Origin of the sequence: Streptococcus marimammalium DSM 18627 (genome assembly GCF_000380045.1) — a bacterium.
Lineage (GTDB): Bacteria > Bacillota > Bacilli > Lactobacillales > Streptococcaceae > Streptococcus > Streptococcus marimammalium.
In genome coordinates, this window is sequence record NZ_KB904340.1 from 1 (window position 1) to 23,405 (window position 23,405).

At 33.5% G+C, this 23,405-nt stretch carries 21 protein-coding genes, 3 tRNA genes and 1 other RNA gene; 19 read left to right on the forward strand and 6 right to left on the reverse strand.

Going from position 1 to position 23,405, the window contains the following annotated elements; all coding sequences use genetic code 11:
* Window positions 1-211 (reverse strand): helix-turn-helix domain-containing protein (locus A3I1_RS0101505; protein WP_018369556.1); only part of this gene is annotated, 211 nt, incomplete at its 3' end.
* A gap of 193 nt (window positions 212-404) precedes the next feature.
* Between A3I1_RS0101505 and parE the strand changes: the two genes are divergently transcribed.
* The 8 genes from parE (at window position 405) to A3I1_RS07725 (ending at window position 7,807) form a co-directional block, all read left to right on the forward strand.
* Window positions 405-2,354, forward strand: coding sequence for a DNA topoisomerase IV subunit B (parE, locus tag A3I1_RS0101510; protein ID WP_018369557.1), 1,950 nt, complete (start codon window positions 405-407; stop codon window positions 2,352-2,354).
* A 15-nt stretch (window positions 2,355-2,369) separates the two neighbouring features.
* Window positions 2,370-4,829, forward strand: a complete 2,460-nt coding sequence (gene parC / locus A3I1_RS0101515; protein ID WP_018369558.1) for a DNA topoisomerase IV subunit A — start codon at window positions 2,370-2,372, stop codon at window positions 4,827-4,829.
* Between the two features lie 67 nt (window positions 4,830-4,896).
* Window positions 4,897-5,127 carry a DUF2969 domain-containing protein gene (locus tag A3I1_RS0101520; protein WP_018369559.1) on the forward strand — a complete coding sequence of 77 codons (231 nt, stop codon included), beginning with the start codon at window positions 4,897-4,899 and terminating at the stop codon, window positions 5,125-5,127.
* A gap of 57 nt (window positions 5,128-5,184) precedes the next feature.
* A tRNA-Tyr gene (locus tag A3I1_RS0101525) sits at window positions 5,185-5,265 on the forward strand.
* Window positions 5,266-5,270: 5 nt separating this feature from the next.
* A tRNA-Gln gene (locus A3I1_RS0101530) sits at window positions 5,271-5,342 on the forward strand.
* Window positions 5,343-5,468: 126 nt separating this feature from the next.
* On the forward strand, window positions 5,469-6,668 hold the full coding sequence (gene rpsA / locus A3I1_RS0101535) for a 30S ribosomal protein S1 (RefSeq protein WP_018369560.1): 1,200 nt from the start codon (window positions 5,469-5,471) through the stop codon (window positions 6,666-6,668).
* A 95-nt stretch (window positions 6,669-6,763) separates the two neighbouring features.
* Window positions 6,764-7,110, forward strand: a transfer-messenger RNA (tmRNA) gene (gene ssrA / locus A3I1_RS08320).
* 40 nt (window positions 7,111-7,150) lie between these two features.
* Window positions 7,151-7,807: a DUF3862 domain-containing protein gene (locus tag A3I1_RS07725; RefSeq protein WP_018369561.1), complete on the forward strand. Its 657-nt coding sequence runs from the start codon at window positions 7,151-7,153 to the stop codon at window positions 7,805-7,807.
* A gap of 25 nt (window positions 7,808-7,832) precedes the next feature.
* On the opposite strand, the gene A3I1_RS0101545 is transcribed toward A3I1_RS07725, so the two are convergent.
* From A3I1_RS0101545 to A3I1_RS0101560, 4 genes are all read right to left on the reverse strand, one after another.
* Window positions 7,833-7,904: transfer RNA gene (locus tag A3I1_RS0101545), tRNA-Arg, on the reverse strand.
* 53 nt (window positions 7,905-7,957) lie between these two features.
* Window positions 7,958-8,767 carry a hypothetical protein gene (locus A3I1_RS0101550; RefSeq protein WP_018369562.1) on the reverse strand — a complete coding sequence of 270 codons (810 nt, stop codon included), beginning with the start codon at window positions 8,765-8,767 and terminating at the stop codon, window positions 7,958-7,960.
* 14 nt (window positions 8,768-8,781) lie between these two features.
* Window positions 8,782-9,480 (reverse strand): ABC transporter ATP-binding protein, encoded by a 699-nt coding sequence (locus A3I1_RS0101555; RefSeq protein ID WP_018369563.1) that lies wholly within the window; start codon window positions 9,478-9,480, stop codon window positions 8,782-8,784.
* Complete coding sequence (locus A3I1_RS0101560) at window positions 9,481-9,846, reverse strand: GntR family transcriptional regulator (protein WP_018369564.1); 366 nt, start codon at window positions 9,844-9,846, stop codon at window positions 9,481-9,483.
* 160 nt (window positions 9,847-10,006) lie between these two features.
* Here A3I1_RS0101560 and A3I1_RS0101565 point away from each other — a divergent pair, with 160 nt between their 5' ends.
* From A3I1_RS0101565 to A3I1_RS0101615, 11 genes are all read left to right on the forward strand, one after another.
* Window positions 10,007-13,111 carry a DNA polymerase III subunit alpha gene (locus A3I1_RS0101565; RefSeq protein WP_018369565.1) on the forward strand — a complete coding sequence of 1,035 codons (3,105 nt, stop codon included), beginning with the start codon at window positions 10,007-10,009 and terminating at the stop codon, window positions 13,109-13,111.
* An 81-nt stretch (window positions 13,112-13,192) separates the two neighbouring features.
* The gene (pfkA, locus tag A3I1_RS0101570) at window positions 13,193-14,203 is read left to right on the forward strand and encodes a 6-phosphofructokinase (RefSeq protein WP_018369566.1); all 1,011 of its coding nucleotides are present in this window, start codon (window positions 13,193-13,195) and stop codon (window positions 14,201-14,203) included.
* Window positions 14,204-14,256: 53 nt separating this feature from the next.
* Complete coding sequence (pyk, locus tag A3I1_RS0101575) at window positions 14,257-15,759, forward strand: pyruvate kinase (protein ID WP_018369567.1); 1,503 nt, start codon at window positions 14,257-14,259, stop codon at window positions 15,757-15,759.
* A gap of 91 nt (window positions 15,760-15,850) precedes the next feature.
* On the forward strand, window positions 15,851-16,408 hold the full coding sequence (gene lepB / locus A3I1_RS0101580) for a signal peptidase I (RefSeq protein WP_018369568.1): 558 nt from the start codon (window positions 15,851-15,853) through the stop codon (window positions 16,406-16,408).
* Window positions 16,409-16,566: 158 nt separating this feature from the next.
* Window positions 16,567-18,384, forward strand: a complete 1,818-nt coding sequence (glmS, locus tag A3I1_RS0101585) for a glutamine--fructose-6-phosphate transaminase (isomerizing) (protein ID WP_018369569.1) — start codon at window positions 16,567-16,569, stop codon at window positions 18,382-18,384.
* Window positions 18,385-18,763: 379 nt separating this feature from the next.
* Window positions 18,764-18,883: a hypothetical protein gene (locus tag A3I1_RS08580; RefSeq protein ID WP_233275089.1), complete on the forward strand. Its 120-nt coding sequence runs from the start codon at window positions 18,764-18,766 to the stop codon at window positions 18,881-18,883.
* Between the two features lie 298 nt (window positions 18,884-19,181).
* A complete protein-coding gene (locus A3I1_RS0101595; protein WP_018369571.1) occupies window positions 19,182-19,661 on the forward strand; it encodes a hypothetical protein in 480 nt (159 codons plus the stop codon).
* Window positions 19,662-19,672: 11 nt separating this feature from the next.
* Window positions 19,673-20,485: a hypothetical protein gene (locus A3I1_RS0101600; RefSeq protein ID WP_018369572.1), complete on the forward strand. Its 813-nt coding sequence runs from the start codon at window positions 19,673-19,675 to the stop codon at window positions 20,483-20,485.
* A 220-nt stretch (window positions 20,486-20,705) separates the two neighbouring features.
* The gene (locus A3I1_RS08585) at window positions 20,706-21,014 is read left to right on the forward strand and encodes an Imm26 family immunity protein (protein ID WP_018369573.1); all 309 of its coding nucleotides are present in this window, start codon (window positions 20,706-20,708) and stop codon (window positions 21,012-21,014) included.
* A gap of 62 nt (window positions 21,015-21,076) precedes the next feature.
* Window positions 21,077-21,565, forward strand: a complete 489-nt coding sequence (locus tag A3I1_RS08590; RefSeq protein WP_018369574.1) for an Imm51 family immunity protein — start codon at window positions 21,077-21,079, stop codon at window positions 21,563-21,565.
* 207 nt (window positions 21,566-21,772) lie between these two features.
* Window positions 21,773-22,105 (forward strand): zinc ribbon domain-containing protein YjdM, encoded by a 333-nt coding sequence (locus tag A3I1_RS0101615; protein ID WP_018369575.1) that lies wholly within the window; start codon window positions 21,773-21,775, stop codon window positions 22,103-22,105.
* A 21-nt stretch (window positions 22,106-22,126) separates the two neighbouring features.
* Here A3I1_RS0101615 and A3I1_RS0101620 read toward each other — a convergent pair whose 3' ends face one another.
* Entirely contained in the window at window positions 22,127-23,329 is a 1,203-nt protein-coding gene (locus A3I1_RS0101620) for a cation diffusion facilitator family transporter (protein WP_149031787.1), read from the reverse strand.
* Window positions 23,330-23,405: the final 76 nt, after the last annotated feature.

The following is a 23,405-nucleotide window of genomic DNA, read 5'->3' on the forward strand; positions in this document are numbered from 1 at the left end:
GTCGGAAGTAAATTTTCTTTGCATTGACCTGTTTGACTTGTTTAACAGTCCCGCGTTTGAGCTCACGAGAGATGGTAGAGCGATTTCTTCCAAGACGTCTTGCAATTTCAGCGGGTTTCAAACTTTCCGAGAGATAGGCTTCAATTTTCCCTCGTTCAGCTTCTGAAAGGTGGCGATAGGACTGTTTTGTGGTAGAATAGTGAGTGGACATGTTCATCTTTCCTTTATACTTTGTTCGCAACTTTAGTATATCAGATGAACATGTCTTTTTTGTTGCACCTCATTTTACAACGGGGCATTAAAAAATTTTTCAATTTTTCAAAAAATATTAAAAATAAAATTTTTTTTGCAAAAAAAGGAAAAAACTTGTAATATTAAAAGGATGAGAAAAGTGGAGGTCATAGATGCCTAAAAAGGAAATTAATTTAAGTAATTATAATGATGATGCCATTCAGGTATTAGAAGGGCTTGATGCTGTTCGTAAAAGACCTGGAATGTATATCGGATCAACTGATGGGACAGGTCTACATCACTTGGTTTGGGAATTAGTTGACAATGCTGTCGATGAGGCTCTTTCAGGATTTGGTGATAGGATTGAAGTCACCATTTATAAAGATGGATCATTAAGTGTTTCTGATAAAGGCCGTGGCATGCCTATAGGGATGCATGCTAAAGGTATTCCAACTGTTGAAGTTATCTTTACGGTCTTACATGCTGGGGGTAAATTTGGCCAAGGTGGCTATAAAACTTCAGGGGGGTTACATGGTGTTGGTTCATCGGTTGTTAATGCTTTGTCAAAATGGCTTGAAGTTGAAATTGTTCGGGATGGGCATGTTTATCGTCAACGGTTTGAAAATGGTGGAAAACCTGTCACTACACTTAAAAAAATAGGATCAGCACCGAAATCAAAAACAGGAACAACTGTTACTTTTATGCCTGATAGTACTATTTTTTCAACAATTGATTTTAAATTTAATACCATAGCTGAACGTCTAAATGAGTCTGCCTTTTTATTAAAAAATGTGACACTCTCTTTAATCGATAAGAGAACTGATGAACAAAAAGATTTTCACTATGAAAATGGTGTTCAAGATTTTGTCTCTTACTTAAACGAAGATAAAGATACTCTAACACCCGTTATCTATTTTGAAGGTGAAGAAGACAGTTTTCAAGTGGAAGTTGCCATGCAGTATAATGATGGTTTTTCTGATAGCATTCTTTCTTTTGTTAATAATGTAAGAACAAAAGATGGTGGTACTCATGAGACTGGTTTAAAATCAGCTATTACTAAAGCTTTAAATGATTATGCTAGAAAAACGAATCTCTTAAAAGAAAAAGAAAAAAATCTTGATGGCTCTGATTATCGTGAAGGGCTATCCGCTGTCTTATCAATTTTAGTACCAGAAGAACATCTTCAGTTTGAAGGTCAAACTAAGGATAAATTAGGTAGCCCCCTTGCTCGTCCTTTTGTTGATGGCATTGTTTCTGAAAAGTTGGGTTATTTCCTTATGGAAAATGGTGAAATTGCTTCAAGTTTAGTCAGAAAAGCTATTAAGGCGAGGGCAGCTCGTGAAGCAGCTAGAAAAGCACGAGATGAATCAAGAAACGGCAAGAAAAATAAAAAAGATAAGGGGCTTTTATCTGGTAAATTAACACCGGCACAATCCAAAAATCCAAAGAAAAATGAACTTTATCTGGTTGAGGGAGACTCAGCTGGAGGATCTGCCAAACAAGGGCGTGACCGAAAATTTCAGGCGATTCTGCCGTTGAGAGGAAAAGTTATTAATACAGCAAAAGCAAAAATGGCTGATATACTTAAAAATGAAGAAATTAACACAATGATTTATACCATTGGTGCTGGTGTTGGTGCGGACTTTAATCTAGATGATATCAACTATGATAAAATTATCATTATGACTGATGCTGATACTGACGGTGCCCATATTCAAACATTACTTTTAACATTTTTCTATCGCTATATGCGTCCACTCATAGAATCTGGGCATGTTTATATTGCTCTACCACCTCTTTATAAAATGTCTATAGGTAAAGGAAAAAATGAAAAAATTGATTATGCCTGGACTGACAGCGAATTAGAAGAATTACGAAAAGAATATGGTAAAAATGCTACTCTTCAACGTTACAAAGGTCTTGGTGAGATGAATGCAACTCAACTGTGGGAAACAACCATGGATCCAGAAACAAGAACCTTGATTCGTGTGACAATTGATGATTTAGCTAGGGCAGAAAGGCGCGTGTCAGTCTTAATGGGTGATAAGGTTGAACCCCGTCGTCAATGGATTGAAGATAATGTTAAATTTACACTTGAAGAAACAAACAATATACTCTTGTAGAGAAAGGAGGCTATGATGTCAAATGTTCAAGATATGTCTTTAGAAGATATCATGGGTGAGCGTTTTGGTCGTTATTCAAAATATATCATCCAAGAACGTGCTTTACCAGATATTCGAGATGGTTTAAAGCCTGTTCAACGTCGTATTTTATACTCGATGAATAAAGACGGTAATACTTTTGATAAAAGTTATCGTAAATCAGCCAAATCTGTTGGAAATATTATGGGGAATTTTCATCCTCATGGAGATTCATCGATCTATGATGCCATGGTACGTATGAGTCAGAACTGGAAAAATCGTGAAATCTTAGTAGAAATGCACGGTAACAATGGTTCTATGGATGGTGATCCACCGGCAGCAATGCGTTACACAGAAGCACGTTTATCAGAAATGGCTTCCTATCTTTTAACGGATATTGAAAAACAGACTGTTCCTTTTGCCTGGAATTTTGATGATACAGAAAAAGAACCAACTGTTTTACCGTCAGCTTTTCCTAATTTATTGGTTAACGGCTCTTCTGGTATTTCAGCAGGTTATGCCACAGATATTCCACCTCACAACCTTTCAGAGGTGATTGATGCAGTTATTTATATGATTGATCACCCAACAGCAACACTTGAAAAACTAATGACTTTTTTACCAGGTCCAGATTTTCCAACAGGAGCCATTATTCAGGGGGCTGATGAGATAAAAAAAGCCTATGAGACTGGTAAAGGTAGAATTGTTGTTCGTAGTTTGACCAGTATAGAAACGCTAAAAGCTGGCAAAAAACAAATTGTTGTTAAGGAAATCCCTTATGAAATCAATAAGGCTACACTCGTTAAAAAAATAGATGATGTTAGAGTTAACAATAAGGTTCCTGGTATTGCTGAAGTTCGTGATGAGTCTGATAGAACTGGTTTGCGTATTGCTATTGAATTAAAAAAAGAAGCAGACGAAGAAACAGTCTTAAATTATCTTTTTAAATACACCGATTTACAAATTAATTATAATTTTAATATGGTGGCAATCGATAACTCTACTCCTCGTCAAGTTGGCTTGAAAAAAATATTAAAGAGCTATGTTAATCATCGACAAGAAGTTATTCTAGCACGTTCTCATTATGATAAAAACAAGGCTGAAAAACGCCTCCACATTGTTGAAGGTTTAATCAGAGTTATTTCTATTTTAGATGAAATTATTGCATTGATCAGATCAAGTGACAATAAATTAGATGCTAAAGAAAATTTGAAAATAAGTTATGATTTCTCAGAAGAACAAGCAGAAGCAATTGTTACTTTACAGCTTTATCGTTTAACCAATACTGATATTGTTACTCTTAAAGAAGAAGAAGCTAGTTTACGTGAAAAAATTGCAACTCTTTCTGCAATCATTGATGATGAAAAAACTTTATTCAATGTGATGAAAAAAGAACTACGTAATGTTAAAAAGAAATTTTCTAATTCACGACGTAGTGAGCTTCAAGCAAAAACACAAAGTATTGAAATTGATACAGCTAGTCTAATCATTGAAGAAGATACTTATGTCAGTGTTACAAAAGCGGGATATCTAAAACGTACCAGTCCACGATCATTTTCTGCTTCAGATATTGAAGAAATTGGTAAACGTGAAGATGATGAAGTGATTTTCTTAGAACAAGCTAAGACAACACAACATTTATTGTTGTTTACTAATTTTGGTAATGTTATTTATCGCCCAGTTTATGAATTGTCAGATATCAAATGGAAGGATGTTGGAGAGCATCTTAGTCAATCTATTTCAACTTTTTCAACAGAAGAAACCATTATTTATGCTGAAATAATTGATAATTTTGAGAAGCAATCAGCTATCTATTTTTCAGTCACTCAAAAAGGCCAAATCAAACGTTTTGATCGTAAAGAAATAACACCATGGCGAACTTATAAAACAAAATCAATCAAATACGCTAAAATAAAAGATGAAACTGATCAAATCATAGCTGTTTCTCCAATTATTCTTGAAGATATTATGTTAGTTACTAATAAGGGCTATGCTTTAAGATTTGGTACAGATGAGGTCCCTATTGTTAGCAATAAAGCAGCAGGCGTTAAAGGAATTAATCTTAAAAAAGGTGATTTTGTGGTCAGTGCTTTTAAAGTTACTAGTGAAAACATGTTTATCTTAACACAACGTGGAAGTCTAAAGAAAATGGCAGTTAATCTTATTCCAAAAACAAGTAGAGCTAATCGAGGTTTGCAAGTTATTCGCGAACTAAAGACAAAGCCCCATCGTATTTTTGCAGCAGGTATTATTATTGCAAAAGATGATGAGATTAATTTATTTTCTAGTGAACTTCCAAAAGAAAAGGAATTATTAGAAGTAACTTCACAAACACAAGAGAAATATAATGTTAATTTAGCCACTCTTCCACAGTCAGAAAGAACAAGTAATGGTAGTTTTATTTCTGATACTATTTCTGAGCAGGGAGTAATAAGTGTTAGATTAGTAAGAAAATAAAAAGTAGATGAGTTTGCTCTTGCAAGCTCTTGCTTTTTTGTGTAAAATTTATAACAAGAGGTGAACTATGAGTAAAAAAGATAAAAAAATCACAGTAGAAATTGTGGAAGGTAAAGTAAGTCTTTCAAACAGTGAAGTAAATGGTTTTCAATTGATAATTGGTCGAAAAATCATTGGTAATATTACTGAAATTGATGATAAGTTTGCTGTAGTCCAAAATAATGAAGTATCAAACTTTCATAAAACAATGGATTTGGCAGTTACCAATATCATAGAAAATTATAATTTAAATCACTAAAATTCCTTAAAAAGGCTTGATTACAATAAGAATTTATGTTAAAATTGTTTCTGTTGTGGAAAGATAGCGAAGAGGCTAAACGCGGCGGACTGTAAATCCGCTCCTTCGGGTTCGGGGGTTCGAATCCCTCTCTTTCCATTTCATGGGGTATAGCCAAGCGGTAAGGCAAGGGACTTTGACTCCCTCATGCGTTGGTTCGAATCCAGCTACCCCAGTCATGGTATTAGGTTTTACCTAAGACCGTCAAAGATAAATTTTGTTGTCATTTGCGGGTTACCTTGAGAAAATATATTGTTATCAGAAAATTAGAAGACTGATTTTCTGTTGGAGGATTTTTTAGAATGAATGAATTTGAAGATTTGCTAAACAGTGTTAGCGAAGTGAATGCTGGTGACGTAGTTACCGCAGAAGTATTGACAGTTGATAACGATCAAGCCAACGTTGTTATCAGTGGTACTGGTGTTGAGGGTGTGTTAACACTTCGTGAGTTGACTAATGATCGTAATGCTGACATTAATGATTTAGTAAAACCAGGGGAAACACTTGAGGTACTTGTTCTTCGTCAAGTAGTTGGAAAAGATACTGATACAGTGACTTTCCTAGTGTCTAAAAAACGCTTAGAAGCTCGCAAAGCTTGGGACAAACTTATTGGTCGCGAAGGCGATGTTATTACAGTTAAAGTTACTCGTGCTGTTAAAGGTGGATTAGCTATTGAATTTGAAGGTCTACGTGGCTTTATTCCGGCTTCAATGATTGATACACGTTTTGTACGTAACACAGAAAAATTTGTTGGACAAGAAGTTGATGCTCGTATTAAAGAAGTTGATGCTTCTGAAAATCGTTTTATTCTTTCTCGTCGTGAAGTAGTTGAAGAATCAGCTGAAAAAGCTCGTAAAGAAATTTTCTCAACACTGTCAGAAGGATCAGTTGTTACTGGGAAAGTAGCTCGATTAACTAGCTTTGGTGCTTTTATCGATCTTGGTGGTGTTGATGGTCTTATCCATGTGACTGAACTTTCTCATGAAAGAAATGTCTCTCCTAAATCAGTTGTTTCTGTTGGTGAAGAAGTTGAAGTTAAAGTACTTTCAATTGATGAAGAAGCTGGTCGTGTTTCACTATCGCTTAAAGCTACAACTCCAGGACCATGGGATGGTGTTGAACAAAAACTTGCTGCAGGTGATGTCATTGAAGGAAAAGTAAAACGCCTTACTGATTTTGGTGCATTTGTTGAAGTTCTTCCTGGCATTGATGGGTTAGTTCACATCTCACAAATTTCTCACAAACGTGTTGAAAATCCTAAAGATGTATTATCAGTTGGTCAAGATGTAACGGTTAAAGTTCTTGAGGTTAATGCTGCTGATGAACGTGTTTCATTGTCAATTAAAGCATTAGAAGAACGTCCTGCTCAAGAAGAAAATTCTGAAGAAAAACGTCAATCTAAACCTCGTCGTCCAAAACGCCAAGAAAAACGTGATTATGATTTGCCAGAAACTCAAACTGGATTCTCAATGGCTGATTTATTTGGAGATATTGAATTGTAATGATAGCAAAAAGCTCACTATTTATTAGTGAGTTTTTTTTAACTTTGCTAAAGATTATTTTTTTTGATATACTAATAATGTGTTATTACTACTTAGGGGTCGTTACGGATTCGACAGGCATTATGAGGCATATTTTGCAACCCATCGGCAGATGTAAAATGCCAGTTAAATATAACTGCAAAAAATAACACAACTTACGCAGTAGCTGCCTAAAAACCAGCTCTCGTGACTTTTATGAAATTGCTTGCGTTTCATTAAAAGTCTTAAAATAGTAAGCTACGTGTGATTATTGTCTAGCTAATCACAAAGAGACTGATAGACTCGCTGATTTGTGACTTGAGCTATGTGTCATTAATAAGTTAAAAAAAGACATAGCCTATGGTTGTAGACAAATATGTTAGCAGATGTTTGGACGTGGGTTCGACTCCCACCGGCTCCATTTAATATTTTAATAAGTGTGATATAAAAGAATGTGAGAAAAAATGAAAAGAATCCTTTTATTTTTAGCAATTACCCTATCAAGTTTTTTAATGATTTCCTGTTCAAGTAATAGTGAAAAAAAAGTTGATGAAATAACGACAAAAGAAGATTCAGTTTTAAATCAAAAACAAGTTGAAATTGCTGAACACCAAGATATTCGTTTGAAGTTTAATGATGTTCACATTGCTCTTTTACAAGATGAGTTTAAAGGTGGGACAACAATTGAAGAATTAAAAACTCTTTTTGGGGATCCAACTACAATAGAGCAAGAGTCGGCTGGTCAAGTTACTCTTGATGTTTATAAGTGGCAGTTTGATAATGTTGAAGTCACAGTAAAATTATATGAAAACAGTACGGTTGTCAGATCAATCTCAAATTTTAGTTTTATTCGTAAAGCAACTATCTCTAAAGAAACATATAATGATATTGCTGATGGAACTTCTTACCTAGAAGTTAAACAAGTTCTTGGAGAGCCAGATGTTTTATCAGAAGTTTCTTCATCAGATGGTCGTGAGATCCAAGCCATTTGGATAAGTGGCTTAAAATCAGATGGTGTGGCTACTGTTGAAATGTTTTTTAATCAAGATGGACTAATATCAAAAGAGCAGTCTGGTTTAAAAGAAGAAAATACTGAAAAAAAGGAAAAGAAAGACAAATAAAAAAGGCACAAAAGTGCTTTTTTCATCCAACTTGAGGGAATCGAACCCCCATTTCAAGAACCGGAATCTTGCGTGATATCCATTACACTAAAGTTGGTAGCTTTATTATATCATAAAAACAAAGAGAGCCTCAACAGCAGAGGCTCTTTCTTATTGAATATTAAATTTATTTTTGATGATATAGTGAGTACCGAAGTAATAAGTGGCAGAGAAGACTAAATAAACAAAGATTTCTCTTATAAAGAAGAGTTTAATACTTAAAAAATTATAATCAGAATAGTAACCGTCAGCAGAAAGATTTGTATCACCAAATATAAGGTATTTTATGATAGAAACAAAAATACTGATTGCAAAGAATGCCACAAAACCTTTTAGTGCACGTCTATCTTGAAAAAGCTGTCCAATTGAAATCGCAAGGTAAACTATAAGAATTGAAGAAATAGTAGTTACGATAAGATAAGCTAGGGTGATAAAAAATATATCAAAAGGAATATTAGCAATAATAGTAGGTAGGTGTAAGAAAAGTTCATCTAAGGGGATACTTGGTAATATTAGTAAAAAAACACTAAATAAAAGAATTATTGCGCTTAAAACTGACCACATAAATGAAACAAATAATTTTGAAAGAATAATCTGATGTGTTGATACTGGAAGTGTTAGGGTTAAATAGCCTTCGCGACCGAAAATATTTTTGTTGAAGCGATTGACAACAATAAATAGAGTAGATATTCCGATTCCAATGATTAATGAAACAAAAATAAGTATAATAGCAAACATAATGATTGCTTCTGAGGTTGATAACTCTCGTCCATTGACAAAGAATTCACCAGTCATTCCATCATCATTGAGGCGACTAATATACAGTCCTAAAATAGTGGCACAAAATAAAATAGCACCATAAAGAGCAAAATACCACTTACCAACAGATTTGATTTCATATTTTATTAATTTTCCAAACATTGAGTTATTCTCCTTTAAGCTTTAAACGTTTCTCTAAAAATAGCATCAATTGACTGTCCTTTTTCTTCTCTTAAATCATCAGCGTTGCCTTGAAGGACAATTTTACCATTTTGAATAAAGACAACTTCATCTAAAATAGGTTCAATATCAGCAATCAAATGTGTTGAAATGATAACAGAAGCTTCCTCGGAATAGTTATTAATGATAGTTTTTAATATGTAGTCTCTAGCAGCTGGATCGACACCACCAATTGGTTCATCAAGAATATAAAGTTTTGCTTTACGACTCATGACCAAAATTAATTGAACTTTTTCCTTATTTCCTTTAGACAAGTTTTTTAGTTTTTGATTGAGAGAAATATTCAAATCATTTAAAAGAGTCATTGCGCGTTCACTATCAAAATCTTCGTAAAAATCTTTAAAAAGAACCAAAAGATCTTCAACCTTCATATTGTCTTGCAAATAAGTGGTATCTGGGAGATATGAAATAATTTTTTTGGTTTCAACCGATGGTCTAAAGCCATTAATGACAATATCACCATTCGTTGGTTGAAGGAGCCCATTAATTAATTTAATAAGGGTTGTTTTTCCGCTACCATTTGGTCCAAGAAGGCCAATAATTTTTCCAGCAGGTAAATTTAGGGTAATATCATCTAATGCATTAAATTTACCATAATTTTTAGAGACATGATGTAGTTGTAGTAAATCTGTCATTTAATTTTCTCCTAAACAATTTTTTAATTCTTTTATAATTTGTTCATTATCAAACCCAATTTTTTTCATGTGATTAATAAAATTTTTGATCTCAGCTTCAGCAAGCTCATGACGTTTTTGTTCAATAAGCTCTTTATCATCTGTCACAAATCTACCAGACGTTCGCTGGGAATAAACGATTCCATCACGTTCAAGTTCAATAAAGGCCCGCTGCATGGTATTTGGATTAACGCCAGCTTCCTCAGCAAATTCTCTAACTGTTGGTAATTGCTCACCACTTTTAATATTTTTGCTAATAATCTTCATCTTAATATGTTGTGCAATCTGAACATAAATGGGAGATTTTTCATCAAATTTCCAAGCCATCAGAATCCCCTTTCGATATATTATTTGTACTATTTAAATAATACAGAAAAACCATTAAATTGTCAAGAAAAATGACGCAAAAAAGAATTAGCACTCTTTTAGTATTTCATAGTATAATAATAGATGAGAGTTTGTAAAAAGGAAAAAGAAAGGAGAGATAATGTTTGTTCAACTAGACACAAAAACTGTTTATTCATTTATGGATAGCCTGATTGACTTGGATCTCTATATTCAATCTGCTAAGAATTTAGGTTATTCCCATCTTGGGATTATGGATAAAAATAATTTGTATGCTGCTTATCATTTTATCAATAAATGTCAACAAAATAATATTAATCCTATTTTGGGATTAGAGACGATAATTATTTTAAATAATCAAGAAATAAAGATAAATTTTATTGCTAAAAACAATGTTGGTTATCGTCATTTATTGAAATTATCTACCGAATTAATGAAGGGTGAAAAGAATATTTTACAATATAATGATTATTTTGAAGATTTAATCATTATTATTCCTTATTTTAATGGTATTGATGAATTATCTTTTCCTTTTGATTATTATATTGGTGTTTGTTTAAATTCTCCTATTAGATCCTTCCATAAACCAATCCTCCCTTTACATACTGTTCGTTATTTTGAAAGCCAGGATAAAGAAGTTCTTCAGGTTTTACATGCTATTAAAGATAATGTGTCATTAAAGGAAACAAAACCCATTGAAGGCAATCAAATGTTCTATAATGCTTCAACAATGACAAAGCTATTTGAGGAAAGATTTCCACAAGCATTAAAAAATCTTGAAAAGATAGTTTTAAGTATTTCCTATCACTTTAATTCATCATTTAAATTGCCACGCTTTAATCGTGATAAAGATGCTAGTATTGAATTACGAGAAAAAACTTTTCAGTCTTTGAAAGCAAAACAATTAAATAGTTCAGTTTATTTAAAACGTCTTGAGACAGAACTGTCTATTATTCACGATATGGGATTTGATGATTATTTTCTTATTGTTTGGGATTTAATTCGTTTTGGAAAAAGTAAAAACTATTATATGGGGATGGGAAGAGGTTCTGCAGCTGGGAGTCTTGTTGCCTTTCTTCTTGAAATTACTGGTATTGATCCTGTAAAAAATAATCTTTTGTTTGAACGTTTTTTAAATAAAGAACGCTACAGTATGCCTGATATAGATATTGATTTACCTGATATTTATCGTTCCGAGTTTCTTCATTATGTTAGAGATCGTTATGGCAGTGAGCATGTTGCTCAAATTGTGACTTTTTCTACTTTTGGAGCTAAACAAGTTATTCGAGATGTCTTTAAGCGTTTTGGTGCAACAGAGTATGAATTGGGAACTTTGACAAAGCGTATTGCTTTTCAGGACACCTTATCAAGTACTTATGAAAAAAATGCTTATTTTAGGGAATTGATAATGAATAAATTAGAGTTTCAAAAAGCATTTGCTATTGCTAAAAAGATTGAAGGCCAACCAAGACAAACTTCAATTCACGCAGCTGGTGTTGTTTTAACTGATGATAATTTAACTAATCATATTCCCTTAAAACAAGGTGAAGATATGATGATTACTCAATATGATGCTCAAGCAGTTGAAGCAAATGGATTATTAAAAATGGATTTTCTTGGTTTGAGAAATCTAACATTTGTCCAAAAAATGCAAGAAAAATTATTTAAAGAAAGAGGTATTTTGATTGATATCAAAGCTATCAATCTAGAAGATAAAAAAACATTAGCTTTATTTGCAAATGGAAAAACAGCTGGCATTTTTCAATTTGAAGCACCTGGAGCTATCAATTTACTAAAACAAATAAAACCATCACGTTTTGAAGAAATAGTGGCTACAACAAGTTTAAATAGACCTGGTGCTAGTGATTATATCAAAAATTTTATTAAGAGAAAATTTAAAAAAGAAGCCGTTGATTTGATTGATCCAGTGATTGCACCAATTTTAGAGCCAACCTATGGTATTATGCTTTATCAAGAGCAAGTGATGACAATTGCACAAATATTCTCAGGTTTTTCTCTTGGAAAAGCAGACTTGCTTCGTAGAGCTATGTCAAAAAAAGATCGAGAACAGATGAATGTAATGCGTTCTCAATTTTTGGAAGGTGCTAAACAATTAAATAGACAAGAAAAAATCGCTTCTCATCTTTTTGATATGATGGCTAAATTTGCTGGTTATGGCTTTAATCGAAGCCATGCTTATGCATACTCTGCATTAGCTTTTCAGTTGGCTTATTTTAAAGCCCATTATCCAAATATTTTTTATGATATTATGCTCAACTATTCAGGTAGCCATTATATTGGAGATGCTATTGATAGTGGTTTTAAGGTAAAAAAATTATCCATTAATAATATTTCTTATTATGATAAGGTTGTTAATAATAATATTTTTATAGGTTTAAAACATATTAAAGAATTGCCAAAAGAACTTTCTTTGTGGATTGAAAACAATCAACCCTATCAAAATATTGAAGATTTTGTAACACGTATACCTAAAAGATATCAAGATAAAAAATTTATAGAGCCTTTAGTCTTACTTGGGTTGTTTGATGATTTCGACAAAAATAGGAAAAAAGTTCAAAAGAACATAGAACCACTTTTGACTTTTGTTAGTGAACTTGGCAGCCTTTTTTCAGAAAATTCTTATCAATGGTTAGATGAAGCTGATTATACAAATGCTGAAAAATTTCAGTTAGAAAAAAACATTATTGGTTTTGGCATTAGTCCTCATCCACTGGTTGAAGAAATGGAAAAAAGAAAGGGACAATTCACACCTTTTTCAAAATTAGTTGAAAATCATTTAACGACTATTCTTGCTGAAGTTGAAAAAATAAAAATTATTAGAACAAAAACAACAGGTGAAGAAATGGCTTTTTTAACCGTTTCTGATACAAATAAAAAATTGGATATTACGTTATTTCCAGAAACTTATAAAAAATATCAAAACATAATCACACAAGGACAATTTTATCTTTTTCATGGAAAAATTCAGTTGCGAAATCAACAGTTACAGATGCTTCTTCAGACATTGATTGTTCCCACAGATGAAAAATGTTGGTTGTTGGTTACAAATCACGAAAATGATTTTCAAATATCGAAAATTTTAAAACAATTCCCAGGATCCTTACCTGTTGTCATTCACTACGAAGAGTCAAAAGAGACTTTACAAAGTCAAAAATATTTTGTCTCAAATGATGAAAACTTAGTTAATCTTCTCAAGCCCTACGTTTTGAAAACGGTTTTTCGTTGAAAAGTATTTGAATATAAAGATTTTTATCAGAGTTTGTGCTATAATAGGAACGTTAAAAATAAAAAAGGAGCACTAAAAATAATGAAACGTATTGCTGTTTTAACCAGTGGAGGAGACTCACCTGGGATGAACGCTGCTGTTCGTGCAGTTGTTCGCAAAGCAATTTCAGAAGGTATGGAAGTTTTTGGTATTAATTATGGCTATGCTGGTATGGTTGCAGGGGATATTTTCCCATTAGATTCAAGAGCTGTTGGAGATAAGATTTCACGTGGTGGAACATTTTTATTCTCAGCAAGATATCCAGAGTTTAGTAAACTTGAAGGACAACTAGCAGGCATTGAACAATTAAAAAAACATGGAATTGAAGGTGTTGTTGTTATTGGTGGAGACGGGTCTTACCATGGGGCCATGCGTCTAACAGAACATGGTTTTCCTGCAGTAGGTATTCCTGGAACGATTGATAATGATATTGTTGGAACTGATTACACTATTGGTTTTGATACTGCTGTTAGTACTGCAACATCAGCACTTGATAAATTACGTGATACCTCATCAAGTCACAAAAGAACTTTCATTGTTGAAGTGATGGGTAGAAATGCTGGAGATATTGCACTTTGGGCTGGAATTGCTTCTGGAGCCGATCAAATCATTGTTCCAGAAGAAGATTATGATATTCATCAAGTTGTTCAAAAAATTAACCAAGGATTTGCTAATGGTAAAAACCATCATATTATTGTTCTTGCAGAAGGTGTTATGAGTGGTGATGAATTTGCGGCTAAATTAAAAGATGCTGGAAATACTAATGATTCAAGAGTAACTAATTTAGGTCATATCTTACGTGGTGGCTCTCCTAGTCCTCGTGATAGAGTTTTAGCTAGTTGGATGGGAGCAAGAGCTGTTGAGTTATTAAAAGAAGGCATGGGTGGCTATGCTATTGGTATTCAAAATGAAAATTTAGTTGTTAGTCCTATTTTAGGAACAGCTAAAGAAGGTGCCTTATTTAGTCTTGATAACAATGGCAAGATTATAGTCAATAACCCACATAAAGCACGCTTAGATTTTGCAGTTTTAAATCGTATATTAGCTCAGTAAACTGACTATCTAAGCAGATTAATAATATGTAAGAAATGAAGGAGTTTTAAAGAATGAATAAACGTGTTAAAATTGTTGCTACACTTGGTCCAGCCGTCGAAATTCGTGGTGGGAAAAAATATGGTGAAGATGGCTATTGGAGTGGAGAACTTGATGTTGAACAATCTGCTCAAAATATTTCTCAGTTAATTAAAGCTGGGGCAAATGTTTTTCGTTTTAATTTTTCACATGGAGACCATAAAGAACAAGGTGACCGTATGGCAACGGTTCGTAAGGCTGAAGAGATTGCTGGTCAAAAAGTTGGTTTCTTATTAGATACCAAAGGTCCAGAAATGAGAACTGAACTTTTTGAAGATGACGCAAAAGAGTACACTTATCAAACAGGTGATAAAATTAGAGTGGCTACTAAGCAAGGTTTACATTCAACAAGAGATAAAATTGCTTTAAGTGTAGCTGGTAAACTTGATATCTTTGATCACGTAGAAAAAGGACAACAGATACTTGTTGATGATGGTAAGGTTGGATTAAGAATTATTTCCAAAGATCATACTAATCATGAATTAGAAGTTCTTGTTGAAAATGATGGAGTTATTGCTAAACAAAAGGGTGTTAATATTCCAAATACTAAAATTCCTTTTCCAGCTCTAGCTGAAAGAGATAATGCTGATATTCGTTTTGGTTTAGAACAAGGTCTTAATTTTATTGCTATTTCATTTGTTCGTACTGCAAAGGATGTTGAAGAAGTTCGTTCTATTACTCGTGAAACAGGAAATGATCATGTTAAACTTTTTGCTAAAATCGAAAATCAACAAGGTATTGACAACATTGATGAAATCATTGAAGCAGCAGATGGTATCATGATTGCTCGTGGTGATATGGGAATTGAAGTACCATTTGAAATGGTACCTGTTTATCAAAAAATGATTATCACTAAAACAAATGCAGCAGGTAAAGCAGTTATCACTGCAACAAATATGCTTGAAACAATGACTGAAAAACCTCGAGCAACACGTTCAGAAGTTTCTGATGTATTTAATGCTGTCATTGATGGTACTGATGCAACTATGCTTTCAGGTGAATCAGCAAATGGTAAATACCCAGTAGAGTCAGTAAGAACAATGGCTACTATTGACAAAAATGCTCAAACTTTACTTAGTGAGTATGGCAGATTAAATTCTGATAATTTTGAGCGTTCAAATAAAACTGAAGTTGTAGCGTCTGCTGTAAAAGATGCTACTCGTTCAATGGATATTAAATTAGTAGTAACCATTACTGAAACAGGAAATACAGCACGTCTGATTTCTAAATACCGTCCTGAGTCAGATATTCTTGCGATTACCTTTGATGAAAAAATTCAAAAATCACTAATGGTTAACTGGGGAGTTATTCCTGTTGTAGCAGATAGACCAGACTCAACAGATGACATGTTTGAGGTTGCTGAACAGGTTGCTCTTTCAACAGGTTTAGTTGAATCAGGTGATAATATTGTTATTGTTGCTGGTGTTCCAGTTGGTACTGGTGGAACTAACACAATGAGAATTCGCACAGTAAAATAACAAAAATAAAGATAGCTTTTAATTTATGGGCTATCTTTTTTTATTCTTAAAAACATGTTATAATATAAAAAAGAGTTATGAGGGAGAGACAATGGTTAAACGAGATTTTATTAGAAACATTTTTTTAATCATTAGTGGTATCGTTCTTGTTTTTATATTACGTCTCTTCGTTTTTTCAACACATGAAATTTCAAAGAGTGAGGCCAATAATTTTCTGAATGAAGGAGATCTTGTAACTGTTCAAACAACAACCAAGCCGACATTTAAAGATTTTGTTGTCTACAAGGTTGATAAAAAAGAATATGTCGGCCGTGTTGTTGCAGTACCTGGTGATTCTGTTACATTTATGGATGATATTTTTTATCTCAATGCCATGATTGAAGAAGAACCATACATTGATAATCTTAGAACAGATTATCAAGATAGCAATGGCTTTGATGCCTACTTCACCTCAGACTTTACTCTTGAAACCTTGACTCAGTCAAATATTACAAAAATTCCTAGAGGTTATTTTTTAGTTTTAAATGATAACAGGCAAAACACAAAGGATAGTAGAGAGTTTGGGCTTATTAGTCAAAAACAAATTAGAGGAGTTGTGAACTTCCGCATTCTTCCTTTAGATCAGTTTGGATTTATCGAAAATGAATAGAAAACTATTCATTTTTTTATTGCAATTAGACTATACCAATTATTCCTTTGACATTTAATAAACCTTGTAATATACTATTAACATCTATTTATTATAAAATAAATTAGACTATACCAATTATAAGGAGAGTGTGGTAACCAGTTACCACCAATGAATATATGTGTGGAATAGTAGGTGTTGTTGGCAATCGAAATGCCAAAGATATTTTAATGCAAGGCTTGGAAAAACTTGAATACAGAGGTTATGACTCATCTGGTATTTTTCTAGTGGATGGTAATAAATCAGCCAAGTTAATTAAGGCGGTCGGTAAAATTGCTGATTTAAGAGAAAAAATTGGGATTGACTTAGCTGGAGATATCGGCATTGGTCACACAAGATGGGCGACACACGGTAAACCTAGTGTTGAAAATGCCCATCCACATCAATCTTCCACTAAAGAACTGACTTTAGTTCATAATGGAGTGATCGAAAATTATTTAGAACTTAAGGAGACTTATCTCGCTAATCATGATTTTCTAGGAAGTACAGATACTGAAATTGTGGTTCATTTGATTGAACAGTTGGCCAAGGATGACTCACTAACAACATTTGATGCTTTTAAAAAAGCTTTGAGCATTATTCAAGGGTCTTATGCCTTTGCCTTAATTGATAGCAAGCAAGCTGATACAATTTATGTCGCTAAAAATAAATCACCCCTACTTATCGGCTTGGGCGATGGTTACAACATGGTCTGCTCAGATGCAATGGCGATGATTCGAGAAACCAGTGAATTTATGGAAATCCATGATAAGGAAATTGTAACCGTTAAAAAAGACAGCGTCAGTATTGAAGATTTTAGTAGCAATCCTATTGAAAGAGAGAGCTACACAGCAAGTCTAGACTTGTCTGATATCGGTAAAGGGACTTATCCTTATTATATGTTAAAAGAAATTGATGAGCAGCCTAGCGTCATGCGTCGTCTTATCAAAACATATAGTAATGACAACCAAGAAATTGTTGTGGATGATGCTATTATTGATGCTATTAAAACATCAGACCGTCTTTATATTATTGCAGCAGGAACATCCTATCATGCAGGTTATGCAGCTAAACAGTTTTTAGAACAATTAACCCAGATACCTGTTGAATTAGGGATTGCATCCGAATGGGGTTATGACTTACCCTTATTGAGTAAAAAGCCAATGGTGATTCTTCTAAGCCAGTCAGGAGAAACAGCTGACAGCCGACAAGTGCTTGTTAAGGCTAACGAACTTAGTATCCCAAGCTTGACCATTACAAATGTTGCTGGATCTACCTTATCACGCGAAGCCAACTACACCATGTTAATCCATGCAGGGCCAGAGATTGCTGTGGCTTCCACAAAAGCTTATACGGCACAGATTGCAACGCTAGCCTTTCTTGCTAAGGCAGTGGGTGATAAAATCGGAAATCCAAAATCTCTAGATTTTGATTTGATTAAAGAATTATCGATTGTGGCACAATCCATTGAAGCAACTCTTTCACAAAAAGAAGTGATTGAAAAGAAAACACAAGAGCTATTAGAAACGACAAGAAATGCTTTTTATATCGGACGTTCAAATGATTATTATGTTGCTATGGAAGCCAGTTTGAAATTGAAAGAAATTTCCTATATCCAGTGTGAAGGCTTTGCTGCTGGTGAGTTGAAACACGGTACTATCTCTCTCATCGAAGACGGAACACCTGTGATTGCTCTCTTATCCAACAATCAATCTGTTCTGTCACACACAAGAGGAAATGTTTCAGAAGTTATCGCAAGAGGGGCGTCCGTTTTAACCATTGTTGAAGAAGGAGCAAACAATGACTCAGACGATATTGTTGTGATGGCGGTCCACCCGTACCTCTCAAGTATAGGTATGGTTGTTCCAACTCAACTGATCGCCTACTATGCCTCACTCCAAAGAGGATTAGACGTTGATAAACCACGAAATCTTGCCAAGTCAGTGACTGTTGAGTAGTTTTTTTCTGCTTTATTAAAAATGAATGTTACTTGCTAAAATAAAGGAAAAACATTATAATGAAAGTGTAGATGAGTAGTCGGCTCATGGTCAATCTGATAGTAATCTTGGACATAAGGGCCAAGTGGTGGTAGACACCAGAATAAACCGACTAAATAGACGACTCAGTTAATGAGTCGTCTATTTATTTATGGAGGATTAATGGTCAAGTATCCAAAAAGTTATAAAAAGCTAAACAATAATGACATATTAGTTTTGAAACGCCATTTAGGTCTTTTAAATGATGCGGCTAAATTTTTTCAAACATACTTTGTTAATCAAGTAGTGACTTATTGTACTGATGATAAAAAAAGATGTTTACTTTTCTTATTCCAATTTCATGCACTTGTGTGGGATAGATTATGAAAAAGGGAGTCATAGTTTTAATGATTGTTTTTCCATTCAAGTTGTCCTACAAGCTATAAAGATTAAAAAGGATGGAACAACGCTACAAAAATGACAAGCACTAACCTCCATTAGAGACTTAATAGGTAAACACGTGAGATTGGTTACTAGAGGAACATATCTTTATCATTCATTTGATTACGCTCTTAGAACAAATAAACATATTTTGGCATTGACGTTATTAGATGCTCACTATAAAATAGTTCCATAATCGTTACTTAACTTAAAACGTCAAAAATCCTTCCCAAAGGGTGATATTGTTAGATGTATTTATGTAAAGACTTATTGACTTATAAGAAAAAGATATATATTAAAATGTAACACACAAGTCATAGAATAAATGAGTCAATGGTTTGATTCAAGGTCAGTTTACAAATGGTGAACTATCTGGTGTTAAATTAAGCGCCTTAGATGTAGTGACTAGCAGTCTTGGTATAGAAGATGGGAACTTAAAAGCCAATCTCTCACTAAGTTTATTTGGGAATACGGTAGAAGTTAATGCGGGTATTGGAAAAGATGGACTAGATATCTCAGCTGGAGCCGATAATGGTAAAAATGGTTATGATGTTGGTCTTAATCTTAATGCAGATTTTGAGCATGGTCTTTTGGGTGCCTATACTGATAGTAGAACAATTATCACGGATCCAAATGGTGTGATAACGACTAACACAACAGAGTCCGGGTTTAGGGTAATGAATGATAAAATAATAGCTGTAGGACTTTTAGCTGGATCTGTGTTTGTTCTTTTTGCAAGTATTGGGACAGGTGCTGTACCAGCTAGCATAACCGCATCAGCTGCATTAGCAATTATTTTGGGAACTAAAGATGAATAGAAGGAGTTTAAATGTTTAAACAACGTATTTTAAAAATGTCAAGTAGGGAATTTGAAAAACTTAGTAAATTTATACACGTTTATGCAATTTATATTAATTTGTTGATAATTTTTAGAACAATTATATTCCAACAAACTATTTATTATCATATTTTTCTTTTGTTAGGTGTTATTTATTTAATTTTAGCATTTGACATAATCCAGTCTGTTAAAAAAGCCTTGAGATACATTTTACATGGAGAAAAAGACTTAAAAAAATATCGTGCCTTTCTTGAAGCGGAACAAAGTTCTTTAAAAAACTGGAAAATCCATAAAATTTTACGAGCACAATCTTATTTAAACTTCGCTATTTTAACTTTTCATGAAGGAAATTTCAGGAAGTCTATTACTTTTTTGGATAAAATAACCATTGACACTTTTCCCAGATTGTCTAGGAAAGCAATGACAATTGAAAAATCATTCCTCTTGGCTTTTAATTATTTATTGTTAGGAGAGTCTTTACAGTTTGAAATTTATTACCAAAACTTATTGAACATTGAAGGCAATAAAAAAGTAACAGCATTAAAAAATCGTTATTTAACATTTCTAGAAACATTTAGAGACTTATTGTTGTTAGAAAAAGAGAATCATTTTTTCGATGATAGACCAAAAGAAGGAAGTCTCTCTGATTATTTTAATCTCTATTGTAGTGGCTTAAATGCCAAGCTTATGGAGGATGGCGAGAGTGCCAAGAAATATTTTGGCGAACTTGCTAAAGAAAGTTCAGACTTTTATTTTGTGAGAGAAGCTAAACGTCAATTAGCTGAATTAACTGTCTTACAATGATTTTAGCAGTAAAGATGACTAATACCCTCATTAGAGGGTGTTTTTCTGTTATAATAGTCTGTAAGAGTTGAAAAACCAAGTATCTAGAAAGAGACAATAATGAATAATCCCAATTTGATAGCAGATCGTATAGAGGAAACGTTATCTTCAATTAGATAAAGAGACACAAAGAAACTTAGATGATTTCTATAAAAATAGAGCGGATTCTCACCAACTACAAGTGATTGAGAAATCAAAGATTTCTCCCCAAACTGGAGATGTCTTTCTCTTCTCTCCTCGAAAAGGCCTGTATTTTTACGGAAAAGTTCTTCTGGCTAATATTCATCGAGTTGATTTTGATCCTTTTGCAGAAGGCAGTCATCTTGTTGTTTTATTTAAAAATAGAGTAACCGACTTGAACATGAGTAATTATCAACCAGATTATGATGATTTGCTCATCTTTCCGGCAATTGTTCCAGTAGATTATTGGAAACGGGGTTACTTTACACGCTTACCAACATCCCTCTCACCGAAGAAGAAAAAGGATTAGACATAGGTTTTTATAGCATTTCTTTTCGAGGTAACTATTTTTGTAAAGTCACTGGAGAGAAGATGGAAAGAGAACCTCAAATACTCGGAATAGATGGTACTACGACTCTAACAGGAATTGCTTCAGAGGTGGAACGAGAGTTAATTATTGACCCTACTTTAGTGGAAGGTTATCCCTTAAGTGAAGATGAATTAGAGTCAAGCACAGATAATAACTTTCTAATCCATGATACTGATGAAAGTTTTGTGTCTCTTGACGTTTCTGATCCAACTGTTTGGGCAATTGCCACAAAAGTAGATGATGCTTATGATGTTTACCTTAATGGTTATGGTTGGGAAGTCTTTTTGAGACATTACTGGCAAGAAAAAGCACCAGAATTATTAGACGGCTTAGAGATGGACCCAGAAGCTTCAAGTATTGTCTTTACCTATTCACCAGTGAATGAAAGACTATTAAAATCCTTATATGAAAACTTGAAACAGCTTATAGAAAACCCTCAATTTATCTCTGAGTACATTAAAAACAATCATGACAAGATTGATTGGGATTAAGATTATACAAAAAATGCTAAGATTACTCTAAGTAGTCTTAGTTTTTGTGTCTTAACATGATATTGTTAATAATGATTTGTTTAGATAACAATTTTTCTTAACCGGTAAATCTTTTCTTTGTTAATCTAGCAGTAAAAAATCTTAATCATCTTGCCATATCACTCAAGATAAAGTAGAATGGTAGTAATTGACGAAAAGGAGATAAAAATGTCATTACCAAATTGTCCAAAATGCCAATCAGAATATGTTTATGAAGATGGTGTCTTACTGGTTTGTCCAGAGTGTGCTTATGAATGGTCTTTAGATGATGAGACTGTTGAAGAAGGGCTCATCGTCTTAGACAGTAACGGCAATCGTTTAGCAGATGGCGATACCATCACTGTTATCAAAGATTTAAAAGTTAAAGGTGCCCCTAAGGATATCAAACAAGGCACACGTGTTAAAAACATTCGTCTTGTTGAAGGAGACCACAATATCGATTGTAAAATTGATGGCTTTGGTGCCATGAAGTTGAAATCAGAATTTGTTAAAAAAATATAATCTCATAAAGAAAAACGGCTCTTAAAAGAGCTCGTTTTTTTTCGTGATTTGATGAAAAATCAATTGCCATTCTTCATGACGACGCCACAAGCTAGTGTGTGAACTCCCTTCAAGTTCATAAGTCACTAGTATTATTTTTGGACTAATACTGATCAGTTTAAAATTCTTAAAGTTGTTTGGGAAATGCTCATCTGTTGCTTGTAAGTCATTAAGAAACAGGTACTGACCGCTATTTGCAATCAAATAAAAATCATCTGCTAATAGTTTTTCATAATCAGGTATTTTTGATAAAAATAATTTTTCATTTTTATAGAGTGTCTTATAAATGAGTCCTTTTTCTTTATCTTCTTTAATTTTTGCCGGTTCCACATGGATATCAATATCGTAAACGCCAAATTTTTGCTTTAACAAGGTTTCAACCTCTTCTGTTATAGCATGGCTCTCAAAAACAGACAAGTCGGGATGCATTTCTAAAACAAGGTCAAGGTAAACATTACTCCCATAAGTTCTTCCTCTTTGTGATTTAACGGATAGAATTTTAGGAATTTTCAAAATAGCCACTTTGTATTCGGCAAGACGATTGTCATCAAAACCATCAGAAAGACTAAAGGCACTAGATTTAAAAATGTCAAAAGCCGTTTTGATGATAAAAAGGCTGATAATAATGGCAACCATTTTATCAATAATAGGAAATTGCAGACGACTAGCAACAATCGCAATAGTTGTTCCAAGTGAAGTGGCGATATCGGTTAAATTATCTTTAGCAGCAGCGATGAGAGCTCCAGATTTGAGTTTTCTAGCTAGTGAATGATTGAAATGATAGACAGCATAAATACAAAGAGCAGAAAATAGTCCAACCAAAGCACCCAATGGATCAATAGGTGTATGGGTATTTGCAATCATCATTTCTATGGTTTGAATAAGGACTTGAAGACCTACGATAAACATAATAAATGATGTCAACAAGCTAGCCAAATCTTCAATCTTCCAATGACCAAACTTGTGATCGCTGTCAGCAGGCTTTCTAGCCATTCGTAAGCCAATCAATAAGGTAGCATTACCAACAATATCAGCCATATTATTAAAGCCGTCAGCAATTAAGGATGAGGATTGAATCAGATAACCAACTAATAGTTTGGCTAAGGACAAGAGCAGATAAACGACAATGCTTAGAAGAGGTCCTTTTTCAGCTTGCTTCAAATTTTCTGAAGGGTTGTTCATTATCGTCTCCTATCTTTTTTAATCACATTATTATATCATGTTTAAGGCAAATAAAAAACTCATTTATCATTTGGTAACA